Source organism: Mycobacterium sp. 1465703.0 (genome assembly GCF_001672975.1).
Lineage (GTDB): Bacteria > Actinomycetota > Actinomycetes > Mycobacteriales > Mycobacteriaceae > Mycobacterium.
The window spans coordinates 22,507-37,768 of sequence record NZ_LZKU01000171.1; the positions used below are offsets into that span (position 1 = coordinate 22,507).

General features: G+C 68.2%; 14 protein-coding genes. 9 read left to right on the forward strand and 5 right to left on the reverse strand.

All coding sequences use genetic code 11. From position 1 onward, the window contains the following. Positions 1-2: 2 nt before the first annotated feature. A complete protein-coding gene (gene dapD, locus A5625_RS15310) occupies positions 3-956 on the reverse strand; it encodes a 2,3,4,5-tetrahydropyridine-2,6-dicarboxylate N-succinyltransferase (RefSeq protein ID WP_156748255.1) in 954 nt (317 codons plus the stop codon). 261 nt (positions 957-1,217) lie between these two features. Here dapD and dapE point away from each other — a divergent pair, with 261 nt between their 5' ends. Next, positions 1,218-2,282 (forward strand): succinyl-diaminopimelate desuccinylase, encoded by a 1,065-nt coding sequence (gene dapE / locus A5625_RS15315; RefSeq protein ID WP_066995225.1) that lies wholly within the window; start codon positions 1,218-1,220, stop codon positions 2,280-2,282. On the opposite strand, the gene A5625_RS15320 is transcribed toward dapE, so the two are convergent. Next, positions 2,279-4,399 (reverse strand): AAA family ATPase, encoded by a 2,121-nt coding sequence (locus A5625_RS15320; RefSeq protein ID WP_066995227.1) that lies wholly within the window; start codon positions 4,397-4,399, stop codon positions 2,279-2,281. The two genes, dapE and A5625_RS15320, sit on opposite strands and share 4 nt — an antisense overlap. 87 nt (positions 4,400-4,486) lie before the next feature. Between A5625_RS15320 and A5625_RS15325 the strand changes: the two genes are divergently transcribed. From A5625_RS15325 to A5625_RS15355, 7 genes are all read left to right on the forward strand, one after another. Further along, positions 4,487-5,050: a TIGR00730 family Rossman fold protein gene (locus A5625_RS15325; protein ID WP_066995230.1), complete on the forward strand. Its 564-nt coding sequence runs from the start codon at positions 4,487-4,489 to the stop codon at positions 5,048-5,050. Positions 5,051-5,124: 74 nt separating this feature from the next. Further along, positions 5,125-6,903: a long-chain-acyl-CoA synthetase FadD6 gene (gene fadD6, locus A5625_RS15330; protein WP_066995233.1), complete on the forward strand. Its 1,779-nt coding sequence runs from the start codon at positions 5,125-5,127 to the stop codon at positions 6,901-6,903. Positions 6,904-7,101: 198 nt separating this feature from the next. After that, on the forward strand, positions 7,102-7,926 hold the full coding sequence (folP, locus tag A5625_RS15335; RefSeq protein ID WP_066995314.1) for a dihydropteroate synthase: 825 nt from the start codon (positions 7,102-7,104) through the stop codon (positions 7,924-7,926). Next, a complete protein-coding gene (locus tag A5625_RS15340; RefSeq protein WP_066995236.1) occupies positions 7,923-8,906 on the forward strand; it encodes a glucosyl-3-phosphoglycerate synthase in 984 nt (327 codons plus the stop codon). Before folP ends, A5625_RS15340 begins: the two co-directional genes overlap by 4 nt. 57 nt (positions 8,907-8,963) lie before the next feature. Then, entirely contained in the window at positions 8,964-9,323 is a 360-nt protein-coding gene (locus A5625_RS15345; RefSeq protein ID WP_066995239.1) for a DivIVA domain-containing protein, read from the forward strand. After that, entirely contained in the window at positions 9,320-9,901 is a 582-nt protein-coding gene (locus A5625_RS15350) for a DNA-3-methyladenine glycosylase I (RefSeq protein ID WP_066995243.1), read from the forward strand. Before A5625_RS15345 ends, A5625_RS15350 begins: the two co-directional genes overlap by 4 nt. Positions 9,902-10,067: 166 nt before the next feature. Further along, positions 10,068-10,241 (forward strand): DUF3117 domain-containing protein, encoded by a 174-nt coding sequence (locus tag A5625_RS15355; protein WP_066995255.1) that lies wholly within the window; start codon positions 10,068-10,070, stop codon positions 10,239-10,241. A gap of 28 nt (positions 10,242-10,269) precedes the next feature. On the opposite strand, the gene glgA is transcribed toward A5625_RS15355, so the two are convergent. Continuing rightward, the gene (glgA, locus tag A5625_RS15360) at positions 10,270-11,442 is read right to left on the reverse strand and encodes a glycogen synthase (protein ID WP_066995258.1); all 1,173 of its coding nucleotides are present in this window, start codon (positions 11,440-11,442) and stop codon (positions 10,270-10,272) included. A gap of 170 nt (positions 11,443-11,612) precedes the next feature. Here glgA and glgC point away from each other — a divergent pair, with 170 nt between their 5' ends. Next, the gene (gene glgC / locus A5625_RS15365) at positions 11,613-12,827 is read left to right on the forward strand and encodes a glucose-1-phosphate adenylyltransferase (protein WP_066995261.1); all 1,215 of its coding nucleotides are present in this window, start codon (positions 11,613-11,615) and stop codon (positions 12,825-12,827) included. A gap of 46 nt (positions 12,828-12,873) precedes the next feature. On the opposite strand, the gene A5625_RS15370 is transcribed toward glgC, so the two are convergent. Then, on the reverse strand, positions 12,874-14,565 hold the full coding sequence (locus A5625_RS15370; protein WP_066995264.1) for a CocE/NonD family hydrolase: 1,692 nt from the start codon (positions 14,563-14,565) through the stop codon (positions 12,874-12,876). A 15-nt stretch (positions 14,566-14,580) separates the two neighbouring features. Then, positions 14,581-15,255 carry an isoprenylcysteine carboxylmethyltransferase family protein gene (locus tag A5625_RS15375; RefSeq protein ID WP_066995267.1) on the reverse strand — a complete coding sequence of 225 codons (675 nt, stop codon included), beginning with the start codon at positions 15,253-15,255 and terminating at the stop codon, positions 14,581-14,583. Positions 15,256-15,262 lie beyond the last annotated feature (7 nt).

Here is a 15,262-nt window from a genome sequence, read left to right on the forward strand (position 1 = left end):
CCTCAGTTGGCGTGCAAATCCTCGTTGAGGGCGATGCCCTGACCGCCGCGGGCCACCACTTCCACCGCCCCGCTCACCGAATTGCGGCGGAACAGCAGGTTGTTGCCGCCGGACAGCTCGAGAGCCTTCATCGTCTTGCCCTCGGGGGTAATGACTTTGGTGCCCGCGGTGACGTACAGGCCCGCTTCGACGACGCAGTCGTCACCCAGCGAGATGCCCAGGCCGGCGTTGGCGCCGAGCAGGCAGCGCTTGCCGATCGAAATGACCTCGGTGCCACCGCCGGACAGCGTGCCCATGATCGAAGCTCCACCCCCTATATCGGAGCCGTCGCCCACCACCACGCCGGCCGAGATGCGTCCCTCCACCATCGACGCACCCAGGGTGCCGGCGTTGTAGTTGACGAAGCCTTCGTGCATCACCGTGGTGCCCGGCGCCAGGTGTGCGCCGAGGCGCACCCGGTCGGCGTCGGCGATGCGCACCCCGGTCGGCAAAACGTAGTCGACCATCCGCGGGAACTTGTCGACGCCGTAGACCGTCACCGGGCCGTGGCGGCGCAGCCGGGCCCGGACCGCCTCGAACCCGTCGATGGCGCACGGTCCGCGATTAGTCCAGACCACATTCGTCAATACCCCGAATAAGCCGCCGGCGTTCAGCCCATGCGGCGCCACCAGTCGGTGCGACAGCAGATGCAGTCGCAGGTAGGCGTCGTAGGCGTCGGCGGCCACGTCGTCCAGTGAACCGATGACTGTGCGCACGGCCACGGTCTCGGTAGCGCGATCGTCGTCCCGACCGATCAGTGCGCTCAGTTCGGGAGGGACGTCGGACAGCGCGAGCCGCGACGTCGCGCTGGTGCCCGATTCGGTCAGTTCCGGTGCGGGAAACCAGGTGTCGAGGATCGATCCGTCGGCGGCCAGCGTTGCCACTCCGATGCCTGCAGCTCCAGTCACGGCGGTCAGGTTACTTCGTGGGCTGCCCGCGGGTCCGGCCGCCCTGCGAGCCGCGCGCCTTGCGCGCGGTTCGCCATAGCCGGTGACCGACTACATCGAGGGTGGCGACCCGCTGCGCCCGGCTCCGCCGCGCTTGCGATCGCCACTGGGTCAGAGGGTGGCGACCCGCTGCGCCCGGCTCCGCCGCGCTTGCGATCGCCACTGGGTCAGAGGGTGGCGACCCGCTGCGCCCGGCTCCGCCGCGCTTGCGATCGCCACTACCCTGAGATCGTGCTGGACTTACGCGCAGATCCGATCGCGCTGACCGCGGCGCTGGTGGACATCCCCAGCGAATCGAGAAACGAGGCGCGGCTGGCCGACGAGGTGGAGGCCGCCCTGCGGGCCCAGACCTCGGGCTTCGAGATCGTCCGCAACGGAAACGCGGTGCTGGCACGCACCCAGCGCGGGCGGCCCTCGCGGGTTCTGCTGGCCGGACACCTGGACACCGTGCCGGTGGCGGACAACCTGCCCAGTCACCGCGAGGGCGGCGACCTGTACGGGTGCGGCACGGCGGACATGAAATCCGGGGACGCGGTCTTTCTGCACCTGGCCGCCACGGTGGCCGAACCGCTGCACGATCTCACCCTGGTGATGTACGACTGCGAGGAAATCGACGCGGCGGCAAACGGTTTGGGCCGCATCGAACGGGAGCTGCCGGACTGGCTGTCCGCCGATGTGGCGATTTTGGGCGAGCCCACCGGCGGCTACATCGAAGCCGGCTGCCAGGGCACCCTGCGTGTCGTGGTCAGTGCCACCGGGACCCGTGCCCATTCGGCCCGATCCTGGTTGGGAGACAACGCTATTCACAAACTGGGCGCGGTCTTGGAGCGGCTGGCCGGATACCAGGCACGCAGCGTCGACATCGACGGGTGCGTCTACCGTGAGGGCCTGTCGGCGGTCCGCATCGACGGTGGTGTGGCGGGCAACGTCATTCCCGATGCGGCCGCGGTGACGGTCAACTTCCGTTTCGCCCCCGACCGGTCGGTGCCCGACGCCCTGCAGCACGTGCACGACGTGCTCGCCGGGCTCGACGTGCAGATCGAACAGACCGACGCGGCCGCGGGCGCGCTGCCCGGATTATCCCAACCGGCGGCCAAGGCCCTGGTCGAGGCGGCGGGCGGCAACGTCCGGGCCAAGTACGGCTGGACCGACGTGGCGCGTTTCGCCGCGCTGGGCATACCGGCGGTCAACTTCGGTCCCGGTGACCCGAATCTGGCGCACAAACGCGACGAGCGGGTCGCGGTCGCCAATATCACCGCTTCGGTGGACGTGCTGCGCGGCTACCTGAGCGGCTAAGCCTTCCCCGCCTCGCACCGCTGCGCCTGTGCGGCGGCGTCAGCGGCGGCGGCATGCATGCCGATCGAGGTCAACTCGTCCGACACCGCCCGCAGCGCCGCGGCATCGCCGGCCCCCAGCGCGCGGGCATGGGCCAGCGCGATTCTGCCTACCACGCAGTCGATTTCGTCGCACAGCCGAGCCAGCGGATCAGCGGCCCGGCTGTCGCCCAGCCGCACCGCCTCGTGCCAGACCCGCAATGCCGCCCCCCGCTGCCCACCGCGTTCGGCCATCCGGGCGGCATCGCGAGCGGCGGCCACCGCGCCGTATGAGTCGCGCATCAAGGCCAGCCGCCATGCCCGCGCCACACCGAGCTCGGGCGCGAACAGCGCCGACTTGGTTCCGTGCCGAGATTCGGCCCTGCTCAATGCCTTTGCCGCCGCCGCGGTGTCGCCCTGTTGGGCCAGCGCGGTGGCCAAAAGCGTCAGTGACAGCGGGCCCCACGAGTAACCGGTGCGTTCCAGGGCGGCCGCCGCCGGTGTCAATAACGCTGCTGCAGAAGCAAATTCGCCACCAGCAAGTAATACATGCGCCAGCAGCACCTCGCCGATGGCGCGGCCCGGCTGTTGCAGCTCGGCGAAGTCGGTGAATTGCTGAGCCAGCTGGTGGGCTTGATCGGACCGCCCGGCCATCAACAGCGCGGTGGTCTGGCCCAGCCCGATCGTGAAGCGCAGCAGCCCGGGATGTTCGGCGCCCAAGGCGCGCTCGGCAAAAGGCTCGACGTCATCGAATCGGCCTTGGCGCGCCGAGCACAAGGCGGCCGCACTGCCCGCCCAGGCCACCGCCTGGTCATCGGCCGACGCCGATGCGAGGACCTCGCCGGCCACCTTGACGGCGTGCCCGACATTGCCCGCGTTCATCGCGAAGGTCGCGCTCAGCGCGTCCAGGGTGTTCCGCGGACCGCTGTCGGTGACCCGATTGCGCACGGTCCGCAGGAACGCGGTGGCCCGCTCCGGTTCACTCAGCATCCAGAACTGGTTCGCTGCCCGCAGCAGGGCCCAATCCATCAGCGCCGCTTCGGTCAACGCGCTGGAGTCGACCTCGGACAGCACCGCATCGGCCTCGCGGCCACGACCCTGCCACGCCAGCGCGTGGGCCAGCGCTAGCCGCGCCGCCAACCCGCCGGACCGCTGCAACGCCGACCGGGACAACCGTTCGCCCAACGCCAGGTCGCCTAGCCGCAGCGCCTGCTGGGCGGCGGCCACGACGTCGGCGGCCCGCGGGGCGCTGTCGCTGTCCAGCGCCAACGACACCAGCCGCAGCCGGTCGCTGAGCTGCCCGGACGGATGCCGCGACAGCAGGTTGACCAGATCGGTGCGCTTTTGCCGGGCGTCGTCGGGATCCAGCGCGGTGCGCGCCCGCTCGGCGAACAGTGGGTGCGCGGTGTAGACGACCGGGTCGTCGGAGGACCCGCCCCGCACCCGGGTCTCCGCCGCACCCCAGCTGACCGCGTCGGCCACCGCGCCGTCGCCGGCGAGCACGGTCAGATCGGCGACCGACAGCGGTTCCGCGACGGCGAGATAGTCCAGCACCGATCGCGCCGCTTCGGGTAGTTCGGCGAGGAACGTGTCGATCTCCGCCGGCGTGGTCGCCCCGCCGGGAGGCTCGATGTCGATCCGGGGGAGCAGGCCGTCGGTCCACAGCGCGGCGATCGCTTCAGGCGAGGAGTCGGCCCGTGCGGTGACGATGAGCCGTCCAGCGCCACGCCGCGCCAGCTGGTAGACCAGCGTCGCCGACAGCACGTCGAGGTATTGCGCGTCGTCGACGACGAGCAGCAGGTCGTCACCGCCCAGCGATGCCCGCGCCGCCCGCAACAGCGCGGCCGGCTTGCCGATCTCGGTGATCTCCACCAGATGGCTGAACGCCCCGAACGGGACGGTGCGTTCCGTCGGAGTGCCGGTCACCCAGCGGGTGAGCGCGTCGGGATGACGATCGGCGAAGCGCTCGGCGGCCACCCGGGCCAAGGTGGATTTGCCGACGCCGTCCGGTCCCAACACCACTGCGCCCCGGACCGCCAAAGCCGCGTCCAGCCGTTCTGCGGCCGCCGCATGCTGGGGGACGTTCCAACGAATCGGCACTGCCGAATTTTAGGGTGCCCGAGCCGGCCGCCAGGGCGAAAGCCCCAGATATGACGGCTATGTGCGGTTGGTCTACCTTTGGCGGATATGCCCGGCGAAAGCGATTCATCAGGCGAGTGGTCGGTGTGCGTGTACTGCGCATCCGGCCCGGAGCACCCCGAATTGCTCGGCGTCGCTGCAGAACTCGGCGAGGCGATCGCCGAACGCGGGTGGACGTTGGTGTGGGGCGGTGGCCGGGTGTCGGCAATGGGCGCGGTGGCGAGCGGGGCGCGCGCCCGCGGCGGCCGGACCGTCGGCGTCATCCCCAAGATCTTGATGCGCCGCGAGATCGCCGACGCGGAAGCCGACGAGTTGATCGTCAGCGACACCATGCACGAGCGCAAGCAGGTCATGGAACAGCGGGCCGACGCGTTCGTCGTGCTGCCCGGTGGTATCGGCACCCTCGACGAGTTGCTTGACGCTTGGACGACGGCCTTCCTCGGTCTGCACGACAAACCCATCGTGCTGCTGGACCCCTTCGGCCACTACGAGGGGCTGTGGACCTGGTTGTGCGGGTTGCTGGACAGCGGTTACATCTCGCAGGTGGCGATGGATCGGTTGGTGCTGGTTGACAAGGTGAGTGCGGCGCTCGACGCGTGCGCACCCGGCTGAGGTAGTCGATGGGTTTGCCACCCCTACTAGGCTGTCCGCCGAGCTTGACTTTGCAAACGAATCGAGGGGATCACGTGTCCGATCGTGACGGGGAAGCGCGCACGGCGGTCAAACTGACCGACATCGCATCTCGGGTGCCGGCCGTGCTGGCGGACCTGCCGGTGATCGTGCGCGGCGCGATGACCGGACTGCTGGCCCAGCCGGGCTCCAAGAAATCGATCGGCACGGTGTTCCAGGAGCGGGCCGCCCGCTTCGGCGACCGGATCTTCCTGCGGCTCGGTGATCAGCAACTGACTTACCGCGACGCCAACGCCGCCGCCAACAGATATGCCGCCGTGCTGGCCGCGCGTGGTGTCGGCCAGGGCGACGTCGTCGCCATCATGCTGCGTAACTCGCCCAATACCGTGCTGGCCATGCTGGCCGCGGTCAAGTGTGGCGCGGTCGCCGGCATGCTCAACTACCACCAGCGCGGCGACGTGCTCGCGCACAGCCTCGGCCTGCTGGACGCCAAGGTGCTCATCGCCGAGACGGACCTGGTCAGCGCGGTGGCCGAGAGTGGCGGTTCGGGCAGCACCGAGACGCTGACCGTCGAGGACCTGGAGCGGTTCGCGGTGAGCGCCCCGGCCACCAACCCCGCCTCGGCGTCGGCCGTGCATGCCAGAGACACCGCGTTCTACATCTTCACCTCGGGCACAACGGGTTACCCCAAAGCCAGCGTCATGACGCACCTGCGCTGGCTGAAGGCGCTGGCGGCGTTCGGCGGTATCGGGTTGCGACTGAAGAGTTCCGACACCCTCTACTGCTGTCTGCCGCTGTACCACAACAACGCGCTGACGGTGGCACTGTCGTCGGTGATCAACTCGGGGGCGACGCTGGCGCTGGGCAAGTCGTTCTCGGCGTCGAAGTTCTGGGACGAAGTGATCGCCAACGAAGCCACGGCTTTCATCTATATCGGCGAGGTGTGCAGGTACCTGCTCAACCAGCCGGCCAAGCCGACCGACCGCGCACACAAGGTGCGGTTGATCGCCGGGAACGGGCTGCGCCCCGAGATCTGGGACGATTTCACCAAGCGATTCGGCATCGCCCGCGTCTGTGAGTTCTACGCCTCCAGCGAAGGCAACGCCGCCTTCATCAATATCTTCAACGTGCCCCGATCCACCGGTCTGTTCCCGCTGCCGCTGGCCTACGTCGAGTACGACCACGAAACCGGCGCCCCGCTGCGCGACGACAACGGACGGGTTCGTCGCGTCCCGCCCGGAGAGCCCGGCTTGTTGCTCAGCCCGGTCAACAAGTTGCAGCCCTTCGACGGCTACACCGACCCCGAATCGAGCGAAAAGAAGCTGGTCCGCAACGCTTTTCGTGAGGGTGACTGCTGGTTCAACACGGGCGACGTGATGAGCCCGCAGGGCATGGGCCACGCCGCCTTCGTCGACCGGCTCGGCGACACCTTCCGCTGGAAGGGCGAGAACGTGGCCACCACGCAGGTGGAGGCTGCGCTGGCGTCCGACGACTCTGTCGAGGACTGCACGGTCTTCGGGGTCGAGGTTCCGAACACCGGCGGCCGCGCCGGAATGGCCGCGGTCAAACTGCGCAGCGGCGCCGAGTTCGACGGCCAGTCGTTGACCCGTGCCGTTTACGACCAGCTCCCCGGCTACGCACTGCCGCTGTTCGTGCGAGTGGTGGAATCCATCGAGCAGACCACCACCTTCAAGAGCCGCAAGGTGGAGCTGCGCGAACAGGCCTACGGCTCGGACGTGAAGGACCCGCTGTACGTGCTGGCCGGGCGCGACGAGGGCTACGTGCCGTATTACGACGACTACCCCGGCGAGGTAGCCGAGGGTAAACGCCCCTAGGGCGCCGGGCCCGCTGAGGCCGACGGTGCGGCTGGCCGCACATTCGAGCGCTGGGGTCCATGATCGGGTGTCTGCGATCCCCGGGCCGCGCGCGCGGCGGCGACCGGGCACCATATACATGTGCACTCGACACCGCCGGCGTCCGCCGGCCGATCAACGCTATGCGGCCGCCCGGTCGCAGGCGATCGTGCGCTGATCATGGCGATCGTCAATCGCACCCCGGACTCGTTCTACGACAGGGGCGCGAACTTCACCGACGAGGCCGCCAGGGAGGCCGTGCACCGGGCCGTGGCCGAGGGGGCCGACGTCATCGACATCGGCGGCGTCAAGGCCGGCCCCGGTCAAGAGGTGGATGCCGACACCGAGATCGACCGGCTGGTGCCCTTCATCGAATGGCTGCGCGACGCCTATCCGGACCAACTGATCAGCGCCGATACCTGGCGCTCGGAGGTCGCCAAGGTGGCCTGTGCGGCCGGCGCCGACCTGATCAACGACACCTGGGGCGGCATCGACCCGGCGCTGCCGGAGGTGGCCGCGGAATTCGGCGCCGGACTGGTCTGCTCGCACACCGGCAACGCGCTGCCGCGGACCCGGCCGTTCCGGGTGAACTACGGGACCACCACCCGCGGCGTGGTCGATGACGTCATCGCCCAGGTCACCACGGCCGCCGAGCGCGCGGTGGCGTGCGGGGTGGCCCGCGACCGGGTGCTGATCGACCCCACCCACGACTTCGGCAAGAACACCTTCCACGGGCTGCTGCTGTTGCGCCACGTCAGCGATCTGGTGGATACCGGGTGGCCCGTGCTGATGGCTTTGAGTAACAAGGACTTCGTCGGGGAGACTCTGGGTGTGGAATTGACCGAGCGCCTCGAGGGAACGTTGGCGGCCACCGCGCTGGCGGCCGCCGCTGGTGCGCGGATGTTCCGCGTGCACCAGGTCGCGGCCACCCGGCGGGTGCTGGAAATGGTGGCCTCGATCCAGGGGACGCGCCCGCCGACGCGCACGGTAAGGGGCCTGGCATGACGACATCGGACTTGGTCGCCGGCGATCTCGCCAACGACCGGATGCTCGCCGCCCGGCCCGGTGACACCTGGCTGGCCAACCGCAGCTGGAACCGGCCGAGCTGGACCATCGCCGAGCTGGAGGCCGCGAAGGCGGGCCGAACCATCTCGGTGGTGCTGCCGGCGCTCAACGAGGAAGAGACCATCGAGTCGGTGATCGAGAGCATCTCGCCGCTGGTCGACGGGCTGGTGGACGAGCTGATCGTGCTGGACTCCGGCTCCACCGACGACACCGAGATCCGGGCCGTCGCCGCGGGTGCCCGCGTCGTCACCCGCGAGCAGGCGCTGCCCGAGGTGCCGATACGGCCGGGCAAGGGCGAGGCGTTATGGCGCTCGCTCGCGGCCACCTGCGGCGACATCGTGGTGTTCGTCGACTCCGACCTGATCAACCCGCACCCGATGTTCGTGCCGTGGCTGGTGGGCCCGCTGCTCACCGGCGACGGCGTCCACCTGGTCAAGAGCTTCTACCGGCGACCGCTCAATGTCGGCGAGGCGGCGGCCGGTGATACCGGCGGCGGGCGGGTCACCGAGCTGGTGGCCCGGCCGCTGCTCGCCGCGCTGCGGCCCGAGCTGGGTTTCATGCTGCAGCCGCTCGGCGGCGAGTACGCGGCCACCCGGGAACTGCTGACTTCGGTGCCGTTCGCCCCGGGCTACGGCGTGGAGATCGGCCTGCTGGTGGACACCTTCGACCGGCTGGGTCTGGATGCCATCGCCCAGGTCAACCTGGGTGTCCGCGCGCACCGTAACCGGCCCCTGGCCGAGCTGGGTGCGATGAGCCGCCAGGTCATCGCGACCCTGCTGTCACGCTGCGGGATTCCCGACTCCGGAGTCGGGTTGACCCAGTTCGTGGCCGACGGCCCCGGCGGCTATGGCTACAGTCAGCACACCTCACCGGTGTCACTGGCCGACCGGCCGCCGATGCAGGCGATCAGACCCAGGTAGGCCCGTAGGTTCACGCTGACCGTTGCCGTGTCGGTGGCATAGGGCAATATCGATCACGTGGCGTTGGTGTTGCTGTACCTGGTGGTCCTGGTGCTGGTGGCGATCGTCCTGTTCGGCGCGGCCAGCCTGTTGTTCGGTCGCGGCGAGCAGTTGCCGCCGCTGCCCCGGGGCACGACGGCCACGGTGTTGCCAGCGTTCGGGGTGACCGGGTCCGACGTCGACGCCGTCAAGTTCACCCAGGTGCTGCGCGGCTACAAAACCAGTGAAGTCGACTGGGTGCTGGACCGGCTCGCCCGCGAACTCGAGGCGCTGCGCGGCCAACTGGCTACCGTGCAGGCCACGCCGGGCGCCGAGCAGCAGGCCGACGACGAATCCGGTGAACCCGACGACGGCGAGGAACGTCAGGACTCAATGTGAGTGAAGACGAACTGGTTCGCTGCAGTTGGGCCACTGTGCGACCAGGACCCGACTTCGAGCTCTACCGCGACTACCACGACCGGGAGTGGGGCCAACCGGTGCGCGACGGGGTCGCGCTATTTGAACGGATGAGCCTGGAGGCCTTTCAAAGTGGCCTGTCGTGGTTGATCATCCTGCGGAAACGGGAGAACTTCCGGCGCGCGTTCGCCGGGTTCGACATCACCACCGTCGCCGAGTACACCGATGCCGACGTGCAGCGGCTGATGGCGGATCAGGGAATCGTGCGCAACCGCGCCAAGATTGAGGCGACGATTGCCAATGCGCGCGCCGCCGCCGAACTGGGAACGTCGGCGGACCTGGCGGACCTGCTGTGGTCATTTGCGCCGTCGCCGCGATCCCGGCCGGCCGACGCGTCGCAAATCCCCTCGGCCACTGACGAATCGAAGGCCATGGCAGGAGAACTCAAGCGGCGCGGGTTCCGCTTTGTGGGTCCGACCACCGCCTATGCGCTGATGCAGGCGACCGGCATGGTCGACGACCATATTCGCGGCTGCTGGGTCCCCGCGACTGCTCGCTGAGCACACAGATGTGGGTCTTTGTACAAGTGGTGACCTGGATAGGGAACAATGGAGGGGTGATAAAGCAGTTCGATGCCGGGCATGGCTTGAATTTCGCTGGCGGGGCGTGCTCGGTGCCGACCAGGTCCGTACGGGCGGGCCAGCTCGAATCTGGAGGGAGCACTCGATGGCGGCGATGAAGCCCCGGACCGGCGACGGTCCTCTTGAAGCGACCAAGGAGGGGCGCGGCATCGTGATGCGGGTACCACTTGAAGGAGGCGGTCGACTGGTCGTCGAGCTGACGCCCGACGAAGCCGCCGCCCTCGGTGACGAACTCAAGGGCGTCACAAGCTCCACCTAGGGCTCGCCGCCGAAAAATGCCGGCGGCGCTACGCACACACTTTCCGATAGATCTCCAAGGTCTGCTCGGCGACGTGGGCCCAGGAGAACTCCTCGACGCAGCGCTGCCGGCCAGCCTTGCCGTAGCGGTGCGCTTTTTCGCCGTCGGCGATCAGCTCGTTGACCGCTTCGGCTAATCCGGCCTGATATCCGCTCGCATCGTCGGGGCGGTAGTGCACCAGCGTCCCGGTAACCCCGTCAGCAACCACCTCAGGGATGCCGCCGACATCCGAGGCCACCACCGCAGTCGAGCAGGCCATCGCCTCCAGATTCACGATGCCCAGCGGCTCGTACACCGACGGGCATACGAAAACAGATGCCGCCGACAAGATTTCGCGTAACTCTCCGATAGGCAGCATCTCCCGAATCCAGAACACACCCGTGCGACTGCGGGCCAGCCCGGCCACGGCGTCGCGAATCTCCTCGGCGATCTCCGGGGTATCGGGGGCGCCGGCGCACAACACCACCTGCGCCTGCGGGCTGAAATGGTGGGCGGCGGCCACCAGGTGCGAAAGCCCCTTCTGCCGGGTGATCCGACCCACGAACACCACCATGGGCCGGGCCGGATCGACGCCGAGCTCGGTCAGTATCGACCCCGTTTGGACCGGACCGGAGGGATACCAGACGTCGGTGTCGACGCCGTTGCGGATGACGTGCACGGTGCTGGGATCCAGTGTGGGGTAGACGCGCAGGACGTCCTCGCGCATCGCGGAGCTGACCGCGATGACGGCCTGTGCGGCCAGCACCGCGGTCTGCTCGACCCAGGTCGAGATCCGGTAGCCGCCACCGAGCTGCTCGGCCTTCCATGGGCGCAGCGGTTCCAGCGAATGCGCGGTCAAGACGTGCGGGATGCCGTGCAGCAGGGCGGCCAGATGACCGGCCATGCCGGTGTACCAGGTGTGTGAATGCACCACGTTGGCCGCCGACGCGGCGTTGGCCATCATCAGGTCGGCGGACAGCATCGACATCGCCGCATTGGCGCCCTGCAGCCGCGGGTCGGGCTGGTGCACGTACACGCCCTGGGCGCCCGGGCGGGGTGCGCCCATGCAATGCACGTCGACCGCACACAGCCGACGCAGCTGGGCGACGAGTTCGGTGACGTGTACTCCCGCTCCGCCGTAGACCTCCGGTGGGTACTCCCGCGTCATCATCGCCACCCGCATACCCGCACGGTAGTTTGCCGAGGAGGGCGGCCGCGAGCCGGGTAGGCCACCCCGTCGGGGCGATCTTGCCGGGCGTGCGCAGCCAAATACCTTGACGGACAGCCGCACAGAACACTGCTAATAGCCTGTTCCCCCTGGCAGCCCTTCGCTGGGGCCGATAGGTTTGAACCATGAGGGAAGCGCCACATGTGCTGGGCATCGTCCTGGCCGGGGGTGAGGGCAAGCGGTTGTATCCGCTGACCGCGGACCGCGCCAAGCCCGCAGTCCCCTTCGGTGGCGCCTATCGGCTGATCGACTTCGTGCTGTCCAACCTCGTAAATGCCCGGTATCTGCGCATCTGCGTTCTCACCCAGTACAAGTCGCATTCACTGGACCGTCATATTTCGCAGAACTGGCGGCTGTCCGGCCTGGCCGGTGAGTACATCACGCCGGTGCCCGCACAGCAGCGCCTCGGCCCGCGCTGGTACACCGGCTCGGCCGATGCGATCTACCAGTCGCTCAATTTGATCTATGACGAAGACCCGGACTACATAGTGGTTTTCGGCGCCGACCACGTGTACCGGATGGACCCCGAGCAGATGGTGCGGTTCCACATCGACAGTGGCGCCGGCGCGACGGTGGCCGGCATCCGGGTGCCGCGCAGCGAAGCCACCGCGTTCGGCTGCATCGACTCCGACGAGTCGGGCCGCATCCGCGATTTCGTGGAGAAGCCACTGGATCCGCCGGGCACCCCGGATGACCCCGAGGCGACGTTCGTGTCGATGGGCAATTACATCTTCACCACCAAGGTGCTCATCGACGCGATCCGCGCGGACGCCGACGATGACCACTCCGATCACGACATGGGCGGTGACATCATCCCGCGACTGGTCGCTGACGGGATGGCCGCCGTGTACGACTTCAACGACAACGAGGTACCCGGGGCCACCGACCGTGACCGGGCCTATTGGCGCGACGTGGGGACGCTGGATGCGTTCTACGACGCGCACATGGACCTGGTGTCGGTGCACCCGGTGTTCAACCTGTACAACAAGCGCTGGCCGATCCGGGGTGAGTCGGAGAACCTGGCGCCCGCCAAGTTCGTCAACGGCGGTTCCGCGCAGGAGTCCGTGGTGGGTGCCGGCAGCATCATCTCGGCGGCATCGGTGCGCAATTCGGTGCTGTCGTCCAATGTGGTGGTCGACGACGGCGCGATCGTGGAGGGCAGCGTGATCATGCCCGGCGCCCGGGTCGGCCGCGGCGCGGTGGTGCGCCACGCGATTTTGGACAAGAACGTGGTTGTCGGTCCCGGCGAGATGGTCGGTGTCGATCTGGAAAGGGATCGGGAGCGCTTCGCGATCAGCGCCGGCGGCGTGGTCGCGGTCGGCAAGGGCGTTTGGATCTAGCGTGGCGAACGGGGTAGTGCACCGCTGAGCGGTGGCGCCGTCGGGCCTAGCAGGGGATCTCCGGGATCAACAGGTGTGCGTCGCGCTGCGGATCCCAATGCAGGGTGATGCGACCCCGCGGCGAACCCGCGTAGCCGCCCGGAAACTGGCCGTACAGTGGGTTTTTCGGGGCTAACCACCGCCCGGCGACCACCAGTCGCAACTGTTCCCCGGCGCGGAACAACGTCGCCGACGGCCCAAGTGCGACCTCCACCAGGGCCAATTCTCCGGGGGAGACCGGCCGCGGATCGGTACCGGCGATGACGGGTTCGGCCGGCCGGGACAGTTCGGGATCCAGTGCGCGCAGCGCGACCCGCTGCCACCCGGTGGTCACCCGATCGCGGCCGTATCCATAGGACCCCTCGAAGCCGACAAACCTTCCGCTGCGCCACTTCTCCACGCCGACGAACAGGTTCGCGTCGTCACAGCCGCTCAGTTCGACCCACAACCGGGCCGCCATCGGGCCGGTCAGCTCGATGTCTTCGGGCGCGGTCCAGGTGAAAGACGCTGCACTGGACTGTGTTTGGAAAGTGATACGGCCGGCAGCCGCGGGCGGCTCGGGCGTCAGCGCACCGGCTTCGCCCAGATACAATGGGCGCCAACGCGTGCGGGCCAGCGGCCATTCGGCTTCTTCACGCACCGCGGTGACGGTGTCGCGATCCTCACGCACTTCCAGGCGCACACTGCGGCGGGCCGAAGCACCGTCCAGCACGTCGCGAAAGAACTTCAGCTGTTCGGCCAGCGCCGTGTCGGAGTAGAAGGTCGCCCACTTGCCGCCGCGATGCATGTAGAGCCGGGCGTGGTCAGAGCCGCCGTGCACGAATGCCCGCACCGAACCGCGGCTGTGCAGGTTGTTGTCGGAGAAGCTGCCGCACACCAGCATCGGCACCTTGATCGCCGACAGGTCGGGTGCCAGCGAGCGCCAGAACTCGTCGCGCAGCGGGTGGTCGTCCTGCATCCGGGCGAGGTCGTAGCTCTGCCGGGTATCGCGACTCAGGTTGCGCGACCACAACCGGCTGAAGCCGGTCTCCTGCACGCCACCCGGAAACATCAGGTCGCGGTAGGCATCGGTGAAGCCTTCCCACGGGCAGATCGCCCGCAATGCCGGCGGCCGCAGGGCGGCAACGGCGTACTGGCTGATCGCCAGGTAGGACACCCCGAGCATGACCACGTTGCCGTCGCTCCACGGCTGTGTGGCGATCCACTGCACCAGGTCATAGGTGTCCTCGGCTTCCTGGTGAGAGAGCAGGTTTCCGGTGCCGTCCGAATGACCGCAGCCGCGGGAGTCGGCATTCACCACGACGAAACCGTGCGCGGTCCACCAGACCGGATCCGGTGCCTCCCAACCGGTCAGGGTGGAAAACGCCACCGGCTGTGGCTGGCGTATGACGCGGTATTGCTTCGAGAACGTCGTCTTGCCGCCGCGCGGGGTCGGCAGGTTGTCCTTGCCGTAGGGATGGATGCTCAGGATGACCGGCCGGGGCGCCGCGTTGTCGCCGCCCGCGCGAAAGACGTTGATGCGCAATACCGTTCCGTCTCGCGTGGCAACGGCCACGTCGCGGTCGGCGTGCAGGTCACCGGGTGGATCGGTGACGGTGACGGGGGGTCTGGCGATGCCGCGAATTCTGTTCAGCGCGTAGCGTAGTGCGCCGCCACGTCGCCACGGACGGTCCAGCGCCGGTGGTCGATTGTGCACCACGCCAATACCGCCGAGTTACCAGACGCGCGGCACCAGCCGGTAGGGCACGCGTTGGGCGTATTCGGGGTAGCCGGGCAACTCCCGGGTGAGCAGCTTTTCCTCGTCCAGGATGCGCAGGATGAGCACGAATGTGCCCGGGATGACGAAGAGCAGTCCCCAGTACGAGCCGAGCGCCAGCGGGATACCGATCATCATGATCACGTTTCCGACGTACATCGGGTGGCGTACGTATCGATAGAGGCCGTTGGAAATCACTGTCTGGCCGGCTTCCACCGTGACCGTGGCGGCGGCGTAGCTGTTCTGCACGATCACCAGCATGGCGATGCCGAGCCCCGTCGCCACCAGGACGTCGCCGAGCACCGACAGCCACGGCGGTACCGATGACCATCCGAATCGATGGTCGAGTGCGCTGAACACCATCGTCGCGAACAGGCCCAGAAACGAGCCGGTGATGATGAACTTCTGAGCCTTCCTGGGTTCGGCTCGTGGTCCCGCACGCATCCGGCGCTGCAGCGCCGCGGGATTGGTCCGACTCAGGTAGACGGTGGGGACGATGGTGGCCACGGTGAACACGGCGATGAAGAGCCACGCCTGCCAGTAGTGCAGGGTGCCGGCCGGCAGTAGCAGGATCAAGATCCACGAGAGAATGCCCCAGATGGACGTCGCCGTTACTCTGATTCCGGTTTTCATCACGCTC